11 protein-coding genes are annotated in these 14,743 nt (G+C 65.5%); 7 read left to right on the plus strand and 4 right to left on the minus strand.

Features of this window, described 5'->3' with window-relative positions:
• Positions 1–15: 15 nt before the first annotated feature.
• Positions 16–567: a cupin domain-containing protein gene (locus FZZ93_RS10235; protein ID WP_149322234.1), complete on the plus strand. Its 552-nt coding sequence runs from the start codon at positions 16–18 to the stop codon at positions 565–567.
• 141 nt (positions 568–708) lie between these two features.
• On the opposite strand, the gene FZZ93_RS10240 is transcribed toward FZZ93_RS10235, so the two are convergent.
• From FZZ93_RS10240 to FZZ93_RS10250, 3 genes are read right to left on the minus strand one after another with little or no spacing between them, the layout of a single operon-like run.
• A complete protein-coding gene (locus FZZ93_RS10240; RefSeq protein WP_149322235.1) occupies positions 709–2,262 on the minus strand; it encodes an aldehyde dehydrogenase in 1,554 nt (517 codons plus the stop codon).
• Complete coding sequence (locus FZZ93_RS10245) at positions 2,259–3,644, minus strand: aspartate aminotransferase family protein (protein ID WP_149322236.1); 1,386 nt, start codon at positions 3,642–3,644, stop codon at positions 2,259–2,261. Before FZZ93_RS10245 ends, FZZ93_RS10240 begins: the two co-directional genes overlap by 4 nt.
• Before the next feature lie 50 nt (positions 3,645–3,694).
• A complete protein-coding gene (locus FZZ93_RS10250; RefSeq protein ID WP_149322237.1) occupies positions 3,695–4,462 on the minus strand; it encodes a gamma-glutamyl-gamma-aminobutyrate hydrolase family protein in 768 nt (255 codons plus the stop codon).
• 255 nt (positions 4,463–4,717) lie between these two features.
• Here FZZ93_RS10250 and FZZ93_RS10255 point away from each other — a divergent pair, with 255 nt between their 5' ends.
• Together FZZ93_RS10255 and FZZ93_RS10260 are read left to right on the plus strand one after the other, a co-directional pair.
• Complete coding sequence (locus FZZ93_RS10255) at positions 4,718–6,094, plus strand: glutamine synthetase family protein (protein ID WP_149322238.1); 1,377 nt, start codon at positions 4,718–4,720, stop codon at positions 6,092–6,094.
• A 183-nt stretch (positions 6,095–6,277) separates the two neighbouring features.
• Positions 6,278–7,762 carry a Na+/H+ antiporter NhaC family protein gene (locus tag FZZ93_RS10260; protein ID WP_149322239.1) on the plus strand — a complete coding sequence of 495 codons (1,485 nt, stop codon included), beginning with the start codon at positions 6,278–6,280 and terminating at the stop codon, positions 7,760–7,762.
• Between the two features lie 36 nt (positions 7,763–7,798).
• Here the strand turns inward: FZZ93_RS10260 and FZZ93_RS10265 are convergent, their stop codons facing one another.
• On the minus strand, positions 7,799–8,860 hold the full coding sequence (locus FZZ93_RS10265; RefSeq protein ID WP_149322240.1) for a substrate-binding domain-containing protein: 1,062 nt from the start codon (positions 8,858–8,860) through the stop codon (positions 7,799–7,801).
• A gap of 128 nt (positions 8,861–8,988) precedes the next feature.
• Here FZZ93_RS10265 and FZZ93_RS10270 point away from each other — a divergent pair, with 128 nt between their 5' ends.
• Genes FZZ93_RS10270 through fdhD form a run of 4 tightly spaced genes read left to right on the plus strand, consistent with a single transcriptional unit; the run spans position 8,989 to position 14,739 of the window.
• Positions 8,989–9,480: a formate dehydrogenase subunit gamma gene (locus tag FZZ93_RS10270; RefSeq protein ID WP_149322241.1), complete on the plus strand. Its 492-nt coding sequence runs from the start codon at positions 8,989–8,991 to the stop codon at positions 9,478–9,480.
• Entirely contained in the window at positions 9,477–11,012 is a 1,536-nt protein-coding gene (locus FZZ93_RS10275) for a formate dehydrogenase beta subunit (protein ID WP_149322242.1), read from the plus strand. The genes FZZ93_RS10270 and FZZ93_RS10275 overlap by 4 nt, the downstream gene beginning before the upstream one ends.
• Before the next feature lie 20 nt (positions 11,013–11,032).
• Entirely contained in the window at positions 11,033–13,915 is a 2,883-nt protein-coding gene (fdhF, locus tag FZZ93_RS10280; protein ID WP_149322243.1) for a formate dehydrogenase subunit alpha, read from the plus strand.
• On the plus strand, positions 13,912–14,739 hold the full coding sequence (gene fdhD / locus FZZ93_RS10285) for a formate dehydrogenase accessory sulfurtransferase FdhD (protein ID WP_149322244.1): 828 nt from the start codon (positions 13,912–13,914) through the stop codon (positions 14,737–14,739). The genes fdhF and fdhD overlap by 4 nt, the downstream gene beginning before the upstream one ends.
• Positions 14,740–14,743: the final 4 nt, after the last annotated feature.

The following is a 14,743-nucleotide window of genomic DNA, read 5'->3' on the forward strand; positions in this document are numbered from 1 at the left end:
ACCGAGGAAGACCCCATGGCAGACGACGTCGGCGCGCGACTGCGCGCCCTGCGCAACCTTCGTGGCATTTCCCAGCGCGAGCTGGCCAAGCGCTGCGGCGTGACCCACTCCAGCCTGTCGCTCATCGAGCAGGGCAAGGTCAGCCCCTCGGTGAGCTCGCTGAAGAAGATCCTCGACGCCATTCCGATGAGCGTCGGCGACTTCTTCACCATGGATCTGGAGAGTCGCGACCAGGTGTTCTACTCGGCTGACGAACTGGCCGACGTGGGCACCGGCGACGTCGTCTACAAGCTGGTGGGCGCCACCCGCGCCAGTCGTGCCCTGGGCTTCATGATCGAGACCTACCCGCCGGGCGCCGACACTGGCCGCGAGATGATCGCCCACCAGGGCGAGGAAGCCGGCGTGGTGCTGGAAGGCGAGATCGAGATCACCATCGGCGCCGAAACCCGCGTGCTCGGTGCCGGAGAGGCCTACTACTTCGACACCAATGTGCCCCACCGCTTCCGCAACATCGGCAAGGCGCCCTGCCGCCTGGTCAGTTGTGCCACGCCGGCGCGCAGCTTCTGAGACCGCGCCCCGGGAATCGCAGATTCCTGCCCACCTTCGAAACGAAAAAAGCCGGCCGTGGCGAACCACAGCCGGCAACTCGAGAGAAGCAAGATACTCCCCCCATCAGTGCTCGTTTAGTGCTCGTAAGCTGGTCGCGCCTCAGGGCGCGGGGGTCAGCGACATCCACACGGCCTTGAGGTCGGAGTACTCCTCCAGCGAGTGATGCGACTTGTCACGGCCGTTGCCCGACTGCTTGACCCCGCCGAAGGGCACCGTCTGGTCCATGTCCGCCCAGTTGTTGACGAACACTTGCCCCGAGCGCAGCCGCCGCGTCACCCGCATGATGCGGTCGATGTCCTGGCTCCACAGCCCCGCCGCCAGGCCGTAGTCGCTGTCGTTGGCCAGGCGCACGGCCTCTTCCTCGGTGTCGAAGCCGAACACCGCCAGCACCGGGCCGAAGATCTCCTCGCGGCCGATGGCCATGCGGTCGGTGACGCCGTCGAATACCGTCGGGCCGATGAACAGCCCCTTGCCATTCTGCCCCTCGCCGCCCAGTGCCTGGCCGCCGGCGCGCAGGGTCGCGCCTTCTTCAACGCCCCGGCGGATGTATTCCAGGATGCGGGCATGCTGCGTCTCGTCGACGATCGCGCCCATGAAGCTGGCCGGGTCCAGCGGGTCGCCGGGCTGCATGCGCTCGGCGGCGGCCAGCACCTTGTCGACGAAGGCCTCGCGGATCGAATTCTCGACCAGCAGCCGCGAGCCGGCGATGCACACCTCGCCCTGGTTGTGGAAGATCGCCGCGGCGGCATGCTCGGCCACCCGATCCAGGTCCTTGCAGTCGGCGAAGATCAGGTTCGGGCTCTTGCCGCCGCACTCCAGGAAGACCTTCTTGAGGTTCGACTGGCCGGCGTATTGCATCAGTTGCTTGCCGACCCCGGTGGAACCGGTGAAGGCCAGGCAGTCGACCTCCATGGACAGCGCCAGCGCCTTGCCCACGGTATGACCGAAGCCCGGCAGCACCTGGAAGACGCCGCGTGGCAGCCCGGCCTCGCGGGTCAGTTGCGCCAGGCGCAGCGCCGAGAGCGGCGACTTCTCCGAGGGCTTGAGGATGACACTGTTGCCGGCGGCGAGTGCCGGGCCGATCTTCCAGGCGGTCATCATCAGCGGGAAGTTCCAGGGCACGATAGAGGCCACCACGCCCAGCGGCTCGCGCATCACCAGGCCCAGGCTGTCCTCGCCGGTGGGGGCGATTTCGCCGTAGAGCTTGTCGATGGACTCGGCATGGTGGCGAATGCAGCCGATGGCGCCGGCCATGTCGCCCATGGCGCTCGATACCGGCTTGCCCATGTCCAGGCTGTCAAGCAGCGCCAGCTCGTGGCGGTGCGCCTCCATCAGCTCGGCCAGGCGCAGCAGCACGGCCTTGCGTTCGCCCGGCGCGCGCCGCGACCATTCGCCGGCCTCGAAGGCGCGACGGGCCACAACCACCGCCGCCTCGGCATCGGCGGCGTCACAACTGGCCACTTCGGCGAGCGGCTCGCCGGTGGCCGGATTGGCGGTGGTGAAGGTCTCGCCGCCGATGGCCGCGACGAAGGCATCGTCGATATAGGCGCGGGTCTCGAGCCCCCGCTCGGTTCGCAAGCGCTCGGCCAGCGCCCGCCAGTCAGCATGGGTTTCGGGCGTCTCGGTAGCGAGAATCGCGGATTGAGCGGTCATACGGTTGGCTCCTCTTGCGTGTGCGGCACGTGTGTCAGTTGGCGAGCGGTCTCGTCCAGGGCCCGTCGAGCCAGTTCCACCAGTTCGTCAATTTCCTCGCGACGAATCACCAGCGGCGGCGAAATGATCATGGTATCGCCCACGGAACGCATCACCAGGCCATTGGCGGAGCACAGGTCGCGACACAGGTTACCGGCGCCCAGCGACTTGTCGAAGCGCTGCCCGGTGGTCTTGTCGGCGACCAGTTCCAGGGCGCCCATCAGGCCCAGGGATCGCGCCTCGCCAACGATAGGGTGATCGGCCAGGCTGGCCCAGCGCTCGGCCAGATAGGGGCCAAGATCGTCGCGCACTCGATCCACTACGCCCTCGGCTTCGAGCAGCTCGAGATTTTTGAGCGCCACGGCGGCACAGGTCGGATGCCCCGAGTAGGTGAAACCGTGGAAGAACTCGCCGCCTTCTTCGATCAGCGTCTCAGCGACACGATCCCCGATCAGCACGCCGCCGATCGGTAGATAGCCGGAGGACAGCCCCTTGGCGATCGGCATCAGGTCGGGCTCGAGACCATAGTGCTGGCTGCCGAACCACTCGCCGAGTCGCCCGAAGCCGCAGATCACCTCATCGGCGACCAGCAGGATGTCGTATTTCGCCAGTACTTTCTTGACGGCCGGCCAGTAGCTCTCCGGTGGCATGATGGCACCCCCGGCGCCCTGCACCGGCTCGGCGATGAAAGCGGCCACCTTCTCCTCACCGAGCTCGAGGATTTTCTCCTCCAGCGCCTCAGCGCACGCCTGGCCGAAGGCCTCCGGCGACATGTCCCGGCCCTCGCCGAACCAGTAGGGCTGGCGGATGTGGGCGATGCCGGGCACGCAGGGGCCGCCCTGAGCATGCATCGGTGCCATGCCGCCCAGGCTCATGCCAGCCAAAGTGGAGCCGTGATAGCCGTTCTCGCGACCGATGATCCATTGCTTGTCGGGCTGCCCCTTCAAGACCCAGTAGCGCCGTACCATGCGCAGCACGGTGTCGTTGGCCTCGGAACCGGAGCCGGTGAAGAACACATGATTGATGTGCGCCGGCGCCAGATCGCACAGTTTCTCGGCCAGGCGCACCGCGGGCGGATGCGTGGTCTTGAAGAAGGTGTTGTAGTACGGCAGTTGCTCGAGCTGCGCCGTTGCCGCCTCGACCAGTTCGCGGCGACCATAGCCGAGATTCACGCACCAAAGCCCGGCCATGCCGTCGAGAATTCGGTTGCCCTCACTGTCGTGGATGTAGACGCCTTCGGCATGGGTCACGACGCGACTGCCCTCTTCACCCAACGCCTTGAAATCGGTGAAGGGATGCAGGTGATGGGCGCGATCCAGGGCCTGATAGTCTTGGGTTTGCATGATGTTGTTCTCCTTTCGCAAAGGACTCACAAGAGGCACTTGCAAAGGGCTCAGGCCGATACCGCCGCCACCTGCCCATGGTACGCCTCGCAGGCTTTGGCGAAGCCTCGGAAGATGGCGTCGTAGAGCGGGTGCTCCCGGGGCTGCCACTCGGGATGCCACTGAACCGCCAGGGTGAACCCCTCGGCCTCGGTCACCGACACCGCCTCGACCAGCCCATCGGGGGCCACGGCCTCTGCCGTGAGGCCATCGGCGAGTCTGTCGATCCCCTGCTGGTGCAGCGAATTGACGCGTGAACGAGAGGCCTCGAACAACCGCGACAGGATGCCACCCGGCTGAATGTCCAGGTCATGCACCGGCGCATAGCGTGTCGCCTTGTCGCCTTCGGGTTCGCGGTGGTCGAGCTTGCCGGGCTGGTTTTGCACAGCCTGATACAGGCTGCCGCCGAGCGCCACGTTGATCTCCTGGAACCCGCGACAGATACCCAGCAAGGGCAATCTGCGCTCCAGCGCCACCGAGACCAGGGCAAGGGCGAGCGCGTCGCGGTCGAGATCCGCCCGGGTATTCTCCGGAGCCCGCTCGGCACCATAGCGCTGCGGCTCGACATTGGTATGACTGCCGGTCAGCACCAGGCCATCGAGCCGCGAGGTCAGGGCCTCGATCTCGGCCGGCGCAATGTCCTCCCAGACCGGCAACACCACCGGCGCCAGGCCGTAGTCGCGCAGGGCGCTCAGATACTTGTCGGTGACCATGTGTGACGGATGGCCCTCCACCTCACGGCGGCAGGCGATGACACCCACCAGGGGTCGAGTCGGCATGACAGCCTCCTTGATCGAATCGGGATCATGCTTGTTATGTTTTAATCAACATACACCGGTTGAGTAATCTTGCCAACTCTCGACAGGCCCAGCGCCACACCCTCTGCTTTATCTACATGATCTCGCTGAAAAACGGCGAAAAAAACGAAAAACGACTTGTCAGGCAAAGGCAATGTGGCGTAAAAAATTTGACAACACGAAGAGTTGATTCAAAGATGACAGCATCATTAACAACCAGACTCCAACAGGTGCAGCATGTCACCCAATCCCGTCGATGAGGCCCAGGCCTTCCTTGAGCGCCACCCCGACATCGTCAGCATCGATCTGCTGATCAGCGACCTCAATGGCGTACTGCGCGGCAAGCGCATTCCCCGGGACAACCTCGAGAAGGTCTATCGCGACGGCGTCAACCTGCCCGCCTCGGTGTTCGCCCTGGACATTCACGGCAATACCGTGGAGGAAACCGGACTGGGACTCGACAGCGGCGACGGCGACCGGGTCTGTCATCCGGTACCGGGCACCCTCATGCCGAGCCCCTGGCTGCGCAACGGGCAGCAGGCCCAGTTGCTGATGACCATGGCAGAGCCCGACGGCACGCCCTTCTTCGCCGACCCCCGCCAGGTGCTCGACCGCGTGCTCGAGCGCTTCCGGCGCGCCGGACTGACGCCGGTCGTGGCGGTGGAGCTGGAATTCTACCTCGTCGACCGACAGCGTGACGATCTGGGCATGATCCAGCCGCCGCTCTCACCGAGCAGCGGGGAACGCGCCACCCAGAGCCAGCTCTATTCGATCAACGAGCTCGACGAATACGCGGACTTCCTCGAAGCGATCCACAGCGCCGCCGCAACCCAGGAACTGCCGCTGGACACCGCCCTGAAGGAGTGCGCGCCAGGGCAGTTCGAGATCAATCTGATCCATAGCGACGATGCGCTCGCGGCCTGTGACAGCGCCGTGCTGCTCAAGCGCCTGATCAAGGGCGTGGCCCTCAAGCATGGCTTCGACGCCACCTTCATGGCCAAGCCCTACGGTACTGAAGCCGGCAGCGGCACTCATGTGCACATCAGCCTGCTCGACGAAAACGGCCGCAACGTCTTTTCCGACGAGGACGGGGCTCACCTGGGCACCCCAGAACTCCAGCGCGCGGTGGCCGGGCTGCTTGAGACCATGCCGGCCTCGATGGGGCTGCTCGCCCCCAACCTCAACTCCTTCAAGCGCTTCCAGCCCGGCCTCTACGTGCCCATGGCGCCGACCTGGGGCTACGACAACCGCTCGGTGGCGGTGCGCATCCCCTCCGGCGACAACCGGGCACGGCGTATCGAGCATCGCGTCGCCGGCGCCGACGTGAATCCGTATCTGCTGGTGGCGACCCTGCTCGCTGCCATCGACCACGGCCTTCACCATCACCTGACACCACCGCCGGCGATCACCGGCAATGCCTATGACCAGGTCGCTCCCAGCCTGACCAACAGCTGGCGTCAGGCCCTGGATCTATTGGAACGCGACGAGATTCTCGCCGAGGCGCTGGGTCCCGATTTCCTGCGCGTCTTCGTCGCCAACCGTCGCGTCGAACGAGACCAGACCATGCAGTCCATCAGCAAGCTGGAATACGACTGGTACCTGCGCCACGTCTGATCCGCCACCCGACGCACCCGATTCGCCTCCCCCGGCTGCCCCGCGCGGCCGGGCAAGGACCCCGCGTGCCCGGACATCCCGCTTCATTCATCCAACAAAAGGGACAGGCAAGATGACAACGACAACCTGTATCGACCCGATAATCGACAAGCGGCCCGCTTTCCGTGCCGAAGGAGATCGAGCATGAGCCAGACACCTCATCCCTTCGCTCCCAGTCTGCCGATGCAACGCGGCACAGGGCGCACCCTGCTGCTGGTCGTCGGCATCCTGGCCACCGTGGCGACTCTGACACTGACGCATAGCGGCGCCAGCGACTATGGCTGGGTCAGCATGGTGCCCTCGCTTATCGTGCTGATCGTGGCCATCGCCACTCATCGTACCCTCGAGGCCCTGGCCATCGGCGCTATCTGCGGCCTGATCCTGCTGCAACCCGATGACTTCATCGGCGAGCTGGCCGATATCTCGCTGTCGGTGATGATGAACGAGACCATCGCCTGGCTGATTCTGGTCTGTGGCCTGATGGGCGGCTTCATCGCCATGCTGGAGATATCCGGTTGCACCCTGAGCTTCAGCCATTGCCTGACGCGACTGGTCAAGACCCGGCGGCAATCGATGCTCAGCACCGCGGCGCTGGGCGTGTTGATCTTCATCGACGATTACCTCAACGCCCTGGCAACCTCAGCGGCCATGAAGCGTCTGACCGACCGCTTCGGCGTCTCTCGCGAGAAACTGGCCTACATCGTCGACTCCACCGCCGCACCGATCTGCATCCTGGTGCCCCTGTCGACCTGGGCGGTGTACTTCGCCGAACTGCTGGAAACCAACTCGGCCACCGACGGCCCCGGCATGTGGCTGTACATCCAGTCGATTCCCTTCATGCTCTACGGCTGGGTGGCCATGGGACTGGTGGTGCTGGTGGCACTCGGCCTGCTGCCCGACCTGGGACCGATGAAAGCCGCCGAAGCACGCGCCAAAAACGGACAACCGATCCCCGACGGTACCCCGGACAAGACGCTCTCCGAGGACGCGGCCCCGCGCGGGCGCCCCTGGGTCGGCGTGTTCAACTTCCTGGCACCCATGGCGGTATTGATCGGTGCCAGCGCCTATTTCGAGATCGACCTGCTCAAGGGCGTGATCGTCGCCACCCTATTCACCCTGGCGCTCTATCTCGTTCAGCGGCTGGCGACCTTCAATACGCTGATGGACGCCATCATGGACGGCTTCCGCACCATGATGCTGCCGCTGGCCATCGTCGCTGTGGGCTTCGTACTGCGCGAGGTCAACGACCAGCTGGGCATGACCCAGTTCATGATCGATGCCCTGTCGCCCTACCTGACCAAGGCCCTGTTGCCGGCGCTGGTATTCCTGACCATGGCGGTCGTGGTCTTCGCCACCGGCTCGTCCTGGGGCGTGTTCGTGATCTCGATTCCCATCGTGGTCCCCATGGCCCAGCACATGGATGCCTCGATGCCTCTGGTCGTCGGTGCCCTGCTCTCGGCCTCGAGCTTTGGCAGCCACGCCTGCTTCTTCTCCGACTCCTCGGTGCTCTCCGCCCAGGGAAGCGGCTGCCTGCCCATGCAGCATGGCCTGACGCAGTTGCCCTACGCCCTGCTCGGCGCCCTGGTGACCGCCGCTGGCTTCCTGGCGCTCGGCTTCGCCATGAGCTGAGCCCCTCCGACCACGCCCGACCGGGCGTGGTCGACCTCATCCCGCGATCAACGCCTCGATCCCCTCGACCTCGCCACACCGATTCAGCGAATAGCCCGGCAACGCCAGGACGGCCTCCTGAAACGCTTGCCTGGTCAGCACCTCCCGGAAGCTTTCCAGCCTCGGCTCGGCCAGGCTTCGATGGTGGCACAGCAACAGATAGTCCTCGCTTGCCAGCGGTATGAAATCAAGCCCGAATCGCCGCGCCGCCGTCTCCACCCCGAAGCCCACGTCGGCCATCCCGGCGGCGATGTAAGCCGCCACTGCCGAATGGGTATACTCCTCGAGTTCATAACCACGAATACGCCGCGCCGGCAGCCCTTCCGCCCGCAGCAGTCCATCGAGCAAGGCCCGTGTGCCGGAGGCGGACTGACGATTGATAAAACGCGCCTCGCCATGCACCAGGTCCGCCAGTCCGCGGATGCCACAAGGATTCTCCGGGGTGATCATCAGGCCCTGACGACGGGTGATGAAGCGCAGCACGCGATGACTGCGCGGTTTCAGCAAGGCACGATAGTCCCGCACCAGGCGTTCGCCGACCGGCCCCTGGGGCAGGTGGAAGCCGGCCAGGTCACAAGCGCCACGATTCAGGGCGATCAGCGCCTCCCGGGGGCTGCAATACTGCAGATCAAGGCGCAGCTCATCGAGAAATTCCGGCAGCAGCTCCACCGCATAGCCGTGACTGGCATGCAGCCGCAGCACGGGCTTCACGCCTTCCAGGGTCTGCTGGATGGCCAGATTGAGCTCCGAGCCAAGGCTCTCCAACTGCGGCCCCAGGCGCGCGATCACCCGCTGCTCGGCCCACAGCAACTTTTCGCCGAGTGGCGACAGATGGGCGCCCCGCCCGCGTTGCAGCTCGACCAGGCTGATGCCAAAGAACTCCTGCCATTTGCCGAGCAGGTTCCAGGCGTGCCGGTAGGACACCCCCGCCATCTTCGCCGCCTCGGTCAGCTTGCCGTGCCGATGCACGCCCTCAAGCAGCACGAACAGCTGCGGATCGAGTTGATTGCCCGCCTCGTCGCTGAAATACCAGGCCGGAGTGATGCGTATACGTTTCATATGAAGCAAGTTTCATATTTTGTGATTGACAGACCAATGCTAGCTTTAAAGCAACCGTGACGCACGCCGAATCCCTACAATATGAACTCGCGTGCCTATATAGACGACAACAATTCAGGTGATGCCCGATGAGCGCTCCCGCCGAGTGGACGCCGCAGCTGATTCAGGACGAGATCGACGCCCTGAAAGACAAGCCCGGTGCCCTGCTGCCAATTCTCCACGCGATTCAGGACCGTGTCGGCTTCATTCCCGACGCCGCCGTACCGATCATCGCCGAATCCCTGAACCTGACCCGCGCCGAGGTCCATGGCGTGATCAGCTTCTACCACCATTTCCGCACCTCCCGACCGGGGAGTCATGTGGTCCGTATCTGCCGTGCCGAGGCCTGCCAAGCGATGGGGGCACGTGCCCTGGAGGCCCACGCCAAGGCCAGCCTCGAGGTCGACTACCACCAGACCACCCGCGACCAGGAGATCACCCTGGAAGCCGTCTACTGCCTGGGCAACTGCGCCTGCGGCCCGTCGATCTGCGTGGACGACCGGGTGCACGGTCGTGTCACCACGGAAACCTTCGATCGCCTGGTCGATGACCTGCGCACCGTGCCCCTGGAGGTGAAATGATGGTCCGTGTCTTCGTTCCCCGTGACACCACGGCGCTGGCGATGGGTGCCGACGAGGTGGCCGACCGGCTGGTGGCCGAAGCCGACGCTCGGGGCATCGAGATCGCCCTGACCCGCAACGGCTCGCGGGGGCTCGCCTGGCTGGAACCTCTGGTCGAGATCGAGACCGACGCCGGCCGAATGGCCTATGGTCCGGTCAGCGTGGGCGATGTAGCGGGGCTGCTCGATGCCGGCCTGTTGGAGGGAAACACCGAACACCCACTGGCACATGGCCCCACCGAGGCGATTCCCTATCTGGCCCGCCAGCAGCGGCTGACCTTCTCCCGGATTGGCGTCACCGACCCACTCTCGATCGCCGACTACCTGGCCCTGGATGGATTTCGTGGCCTCGAAACCGCGCTGACCCTCGAACCACAGGCCATCGTCGACGAGGTCAAGACATCCGGCTTGCGTGGCCGGGGTGGCGCCGCCTTCCCCACCGGCATCAAGTGGCAGACCGTGCACGATGCCCCGAGCGATCAGAAATACATCGTCTGCAACGCCGACGAGGGCGACTCGGGCACCTTCGCCGACCGCCTGGCGATGGAGTGCGACCCCTACATGCTGATCGAGGGAATGGCCATCGCCGGCCTCGCCGTCGGCGCCACCCAGGGCTACATCTATCTGCGCTCCGAATATCCTCTGGCCCATCGCATTCTCGATGAAGCCATCGAGCGCGCCGAGCAGGCCGGCTATCTGGGCGCCGACATTCGCGGCAGCGGCCGACGCTTCGATCTCGAAGTGCGCCTCGGCGCCGGCGCCTACATCTGCGGCGAGGAGACCTCGTTGCTGGAGAGCCTCGAGGGCAAGCGTGGCATGGTGCGCTACAAGCCACCCCTGCCGGCCATCGAGGGCTTGTTCGGACGCCCCACCGTGGTCAACAACGTGCTCTCGCTGGCCGCCGTGCCCTACATCCTCGACCGGGGCGGCGAGGCCTACGCCGACTACGGCATGGGCCGTTCGCGCGGCACCCTGGCACTGCAGCTGGCCGGCAACGTCAAGCGCGGCGGCCTGGTCGAACTAGCCTTCGGCACCTCCCTGCGCGAGCTGATGGAAGACTTCGGCGGCGGCACCTTCACCGAACGTCCGCTGCGCGCGGTACAGGTCGGCGGGCCGCTGTGTGCCTATCTGCCCGAGAGCCAATGGGACCTGCCGTTGGACTACGAGACCTTCGCCGGTGTCGGCGCGGGGGTCGGCCATGGTGGCGTGGTGATGTTCGACGACAGCGTCGACATGGCCGAGCAGGCTCGCTTCTCGATGGAATTCTGCGCCGTGGAATCCTGCGGCAAGTGCACTCCCTGCCGCATCGGCTCGACGCGCGGGGTGGAGGTCATCGACCGCATCCTTGCCAACCAGGATCGCGACGCCAATCTCGAACTCCTCGACGAACTCTGCGAAACCATGGAAGACGGCTCTCTGTGCGCCATGGGCGGCATGACCCCCTTCCCGGTAAAGAGCGTGATGACCCACTTCCCCGACGACCTGCAGCGTTGAGCGCTGAGGGAGAGAACGCCATGATCGGCTATTACGACCCCAACAAGCACGCTTCGAAAGATCTGGGCACCCCCGCCCGACTCTCCGAAAAACACATCGCGCTGACCATCGACGGCCAGGAAATCACTGTGCCCGAAGGCACCTCGGTGCTGCGGGCGGCAGCGCTCGCCGACATCAACATCCCCAAGCTGTGCGCCAGCGACAATCTCGAGGCCTTCGGCTCCTGCCGGCTGTGCGCGGTGCAGGTCGAAGGCAAGCGCGGTTACCCGGCCGCCTGCACCACGCCGGTGGAAGCCGGCATGCAGGTGACCACCCAGAACACCAAGCTGGCCAGGCTGCGCCGCAACGTCATGGAGCTCTACATCTCCGACCATCCGCTGGACTGCCTGACCTGTCCGGCCAATGGCGATTGCGAGCTTCAGGACGTGGCCGGCGCCGTAGGCCTGCGCGAAGTCCGCTACGGCTTCGAGGGCGAGAATCACCTCTCCGCCGAGAAGGACAACTCCAATCCCTACTTCAGCTTCGACCCCAGCAAGTGCATCGTCTGCTCGCGCTGCGTGCGCGCCTGCGAGGAAGTCCAGGGCACCTTCGCGCTGACCATCGACGGCCGGGGCTTCGACTCCAAGGTCTCGCCGGGGCAGATGGAAGACTTCATGGACTCCGAGTGCGTGTCCTGCGGCGCCTGCGTCCAGGCCTGCCCGACGGCGACGCTGATGGAGAAGAGCGTGGTCGATCAGGGCGTGCCGGAACACAGCGTGATCACCACCTGCGCTTACTGCGGCGTAGGCTGCTCGTTCAAGGCCGAGATGAAGGGCGACCAACTGGTGCGCATGGTGCCCTACAAGGGCGGCGACGCCAATCACGGCCACTCATGCGTCAAGGGCCGGTTCGCCTTCGGCTACGCCACCCACGGAGATCGCCTGACCACTCCGATGATTCGCGACGCCATCGACCAGCCCTGGCGCGAGGTCGGCTGGCAGGAAGCTATCGACTTCGCCGCCGAACGCCTCAAGGCCACCCAGGCGAAGTACGGTCGCGAAAGCATCGGCGGTATCACCTCGTCGCGCTGCACCAACGAGGAAACCTACCTGGTGCAGAAGCTGATCCGTGCCGCCTTCGGCAATAACAACACCGACACCTGCGCACGGGTCTGCCACTCGCCGACCGGCTATGGCCTCAAGACCACCCTCGGCGAATCCGCCGGCACCCAGACCTTCGACTCGGTGATGAAATCCGATGCCATCATCGTCATCGGCGCCAACCCGACCGATGCCCATCCGGTATTCGCCTCGCAGATGCGCCGCCGCATGCGCGAAGGCGCCAGCCTGATCGTCGCCGACCCGCGCCACATCGACCTGCTCGACACCCCGCACCGCGGCGATGCCCAGCACCTACCGCTGCGCCCGGGCACCAACGTGGCGCTGGTCAATGCCCTGGCGCATGTGGTGGTCAGCGAAGGACTCGAGGATCACGACTTCATCGCCAAGCGCTGCGACACCGAAGCCTACCGGGCCTGGCGCGACTTCATCAGCGAGGAGCGTCACGCCCCGGAGGCCGTCGAGTCGGTCACCGGCGTATCCGCCGAGGCCGTGCGCCGCGCCGCTCGCACCTACGCGAAGGCTCCTAACGGCGCCATCTACTACGGCCTGGGCGTCACCGAGCACAGCCAGGGCTCGACCATGGTCATGGGCATCGCCAACCTCGCCATGGCCACCGGCAACATCGGGCGCGAAGGCGTCGGGGTCAATCCGCTGCGCGGCCAGAACAACGTTCAGGGTTCCTGCGACATGGGCTCCTTCCCTCACGAGCTGCCTGGCTATCAGCACGTCGCCGATGCCACGGCCCGCAGCCGCTTCGAGGAACTCTGGGGCGTCCCCCTCGACGACGAACCCGGCCTGCGCATCCCCAACATGTTCGATGCGGCCATCGAGGGCAGCTTCAAGGCGCTCTACGTTCAGGGCGAGGACATCGCCCAGTCGGACCCCAACACCCAGCACGTCGAGGCGGCGCTGACCTCGCTGGACTGCCTGATCGTGCAGGACATCTTCCTCAACGAGACCGCCAAGTACGCCCATGTGCTGCTGCCCGGCTCCAGCTTCCTGGAGAAGAACGGCACCTTCACCAATGCCGAACGGCGCATCAACCGGGTGCGCAAGGTCATGCCTCCGCGCGCCGGCAAGGAAGACTGGGAGGTCACTGTCGAGCTGTCTCGCGCCCTGGGCTATCCGATGGACTACCGCCATCCCTCCGAGATCATGGACGAGATCGCCCAGCTGACACCGACCTTCACCGGCGTCAGCTACGACAAGCTCGAGCGCCTCGGCAGCCTGCAGTGGCCCTGCAATGCCGAGCATCCCGAGGGCACCCCGACCATGCACGAGATCGACTTCCCGATCGGCCCGGGGCGTTTCGCGATCACCGAGTACGTGGCCACCGAGGAACGCGCCAACCGACGCTTCCCGCTGCTGCTGACCACCGGGCGCATCCTCTCCCAGTACAATGTCGGCGCCCAGACCCGGCGCACCGACAATCAGGTCTGGCATGACGAGGATATCCTGGAGATCCACCCCTCCGACGCCGAAATGCGCGGCATCAACGACGGCGACTGGCTGGGCATCACCAGCCGCTCCGGCCAGACGGTATTGCGGGCACGCCTCAGCGAGCGCATGCAGCCCGGCGTGGTCTACACAACATTCCACCACCCGGGCAGTGGCGCCAACGTGATCACCACCAACAGCTCCGACTGGGCCACCAACTGTCCCGAGTACAAGGTCACGGCAGTCCAGGTGGAAAAGGTCAGCCGACCCTCGGCCTGGCAACAGCGCTTCGATGATTTCGACCGCGAACAGCGCCACTTCCTGACAGCAGCCAAGGAGCCCACCGCACATGGAGTGCCACAGTGACGGACGTCGCTGGACGCGCGGAACGACTCCCGGTGGAAGAACACCGGGAGCCGGGCTGGGGTGCCATCAGGCGCGATGATGACCTGACCCTCGAGGTGCCGGTGGCCCTGATCTACAACGGCATATCTCATGCCGTGATGATGGCCAGTCCCAGCGACCTCGAGGACTTCGCACTCGGTTTCAGCCTGACCGAGGGCATCCTCGAGCATCCGCACGAGCTCTACGACATCGAGGTGCGCCACGAGGAAAACGGCATTGCCCTGCATCTGGATATCGCCAGCCAGCGCATGGCGGAACTGCGTCAGCGCCGTCGCAGCCTGTCAGGCAAGACCGGGTGTGGCCTGTGCGGCACCGAGTCACTCGAGCAGGCCATCCGGCCGATTCCCTCGGTCACCGCTCCCGACCTGGGCGACGCCGCCATCCAGCAAGCCCTGTCACGGCTGCGCGAACACCAGCCGGTGCAGGCCGCCACCGGCGCCAGCCATGGCGCCGCCTGGTGCAACCTGGCCGGCGATATCCTCATCGTCCGAGAGGATGTCGGACGCCACAACGCCCTGGACAAGATGATCGGCGCCCTGGCCCGCAATACCACCGACCGCAAAGCCGGCTTCGCGCTGGTCTCCAGCCGCGCCAGCTACGAGATGGTGCACAAGTGTGCCAGTGCCGGCATCGGCGCCCTAGTGGCCGTCTCGGCAGCCACCAGCCTGGCGGTGACGCAGGCCAGGGCCGCGGGTCTTTTGCTGGTCGGCTTCGCCCGCCCGGGACGTCATCTCGTCTACCATCGCCCCACCGCCGAGCCATCACCAGCCCCGGCGGCCGGTTGAGGAC

This window comes from Halomonas eurihalina (assembly GCF_008274785.1).
GTDB classification, from domain to species: Bacteria; Pseudomonadota; Gammaproteobacteria; order Pseudomonadales; family Halomonadaceae; genus Halomonas; species Halomonas eurihalina.

What these genes read in the sequence shown, in the direction of transcription:
- FZZ93_RS10235 (WP_149322234.1), top strand. Translation starts at nt 16, where the DNA reads ATGGCAGACGACGTCGGCGCGCGACTGCGCGCCCTGCGCAACCTTCGT.
- FZZ93_RS10250 (WP_149322237.1), bottom strand. Translation starts at nt 4,462, where the DNA reads ATGCCGACTCGACCCCTGGTGGGTGTCATCGCCTGCCGCCGTGAGGTG.
- FZZ93_RS10245 (WP_149322236.1), bottom strand. Translation starts at nt 3,644, where the DNA reads ATGCAAACCCAAGACTATCAGGCCCTGGATCGCGCCCATCACCTGCAT.
- FZZ93_RS10270 (WP_149322241.1), top strand. Translation starts at nt 8,989, where the DNA reads ATGAGCGCTCCCGCCGAGTGGACGCCGCAGCTGATTCAGGACGAGATC.
- FZZ93_RS10260 (WP_149322239.1), top strand. Translation starts at nt 6,278, where the DNA reads ATGAGCCAGACACCTCATCCCTTCGCTCCCAGTCTGCCGATGCAACGC.
- fdhF (WP_149322243.1), top strand. Translation starts at nt 11,033, where the DNA reads ATGATCGGCTATTACGACCCCAACAAGCACGCTTCGAAAGATCTGGGC.
- FZZ93_RS10240 (WP_149322235.1), bottom strand. Translation starts at nt 2,262, where the DNA reads ATGACCGCTCAATCCGCGATTCTCGCTACCGAGACGCCCGAAACCCAT.
- FZZ93_RS10275 (WP_149322242.1), top strand. Translation starts at nt 9,477, where the DNA reads ATGATGGTCCGTGTCTTCGTTCCCCGTGACACCACGGCGCTGGCGATG.
- FZZ93_RS10255 (WP_149322238.1), top strand. Translation starts at nt 4,718, where the DNA reads ATGTCACCCAATCCCGTCGATGAGGCCCAGGCCTTCCTTGAGCGCCAC.
- FZZ93_RS10265 (WP_149322240.1), bottom strand. Translation starts at nt 8,860, where the DNA reads ATGAAACGTATACGCATCACTCCGGCCTGGTATTTCAGCGACGAGGCG.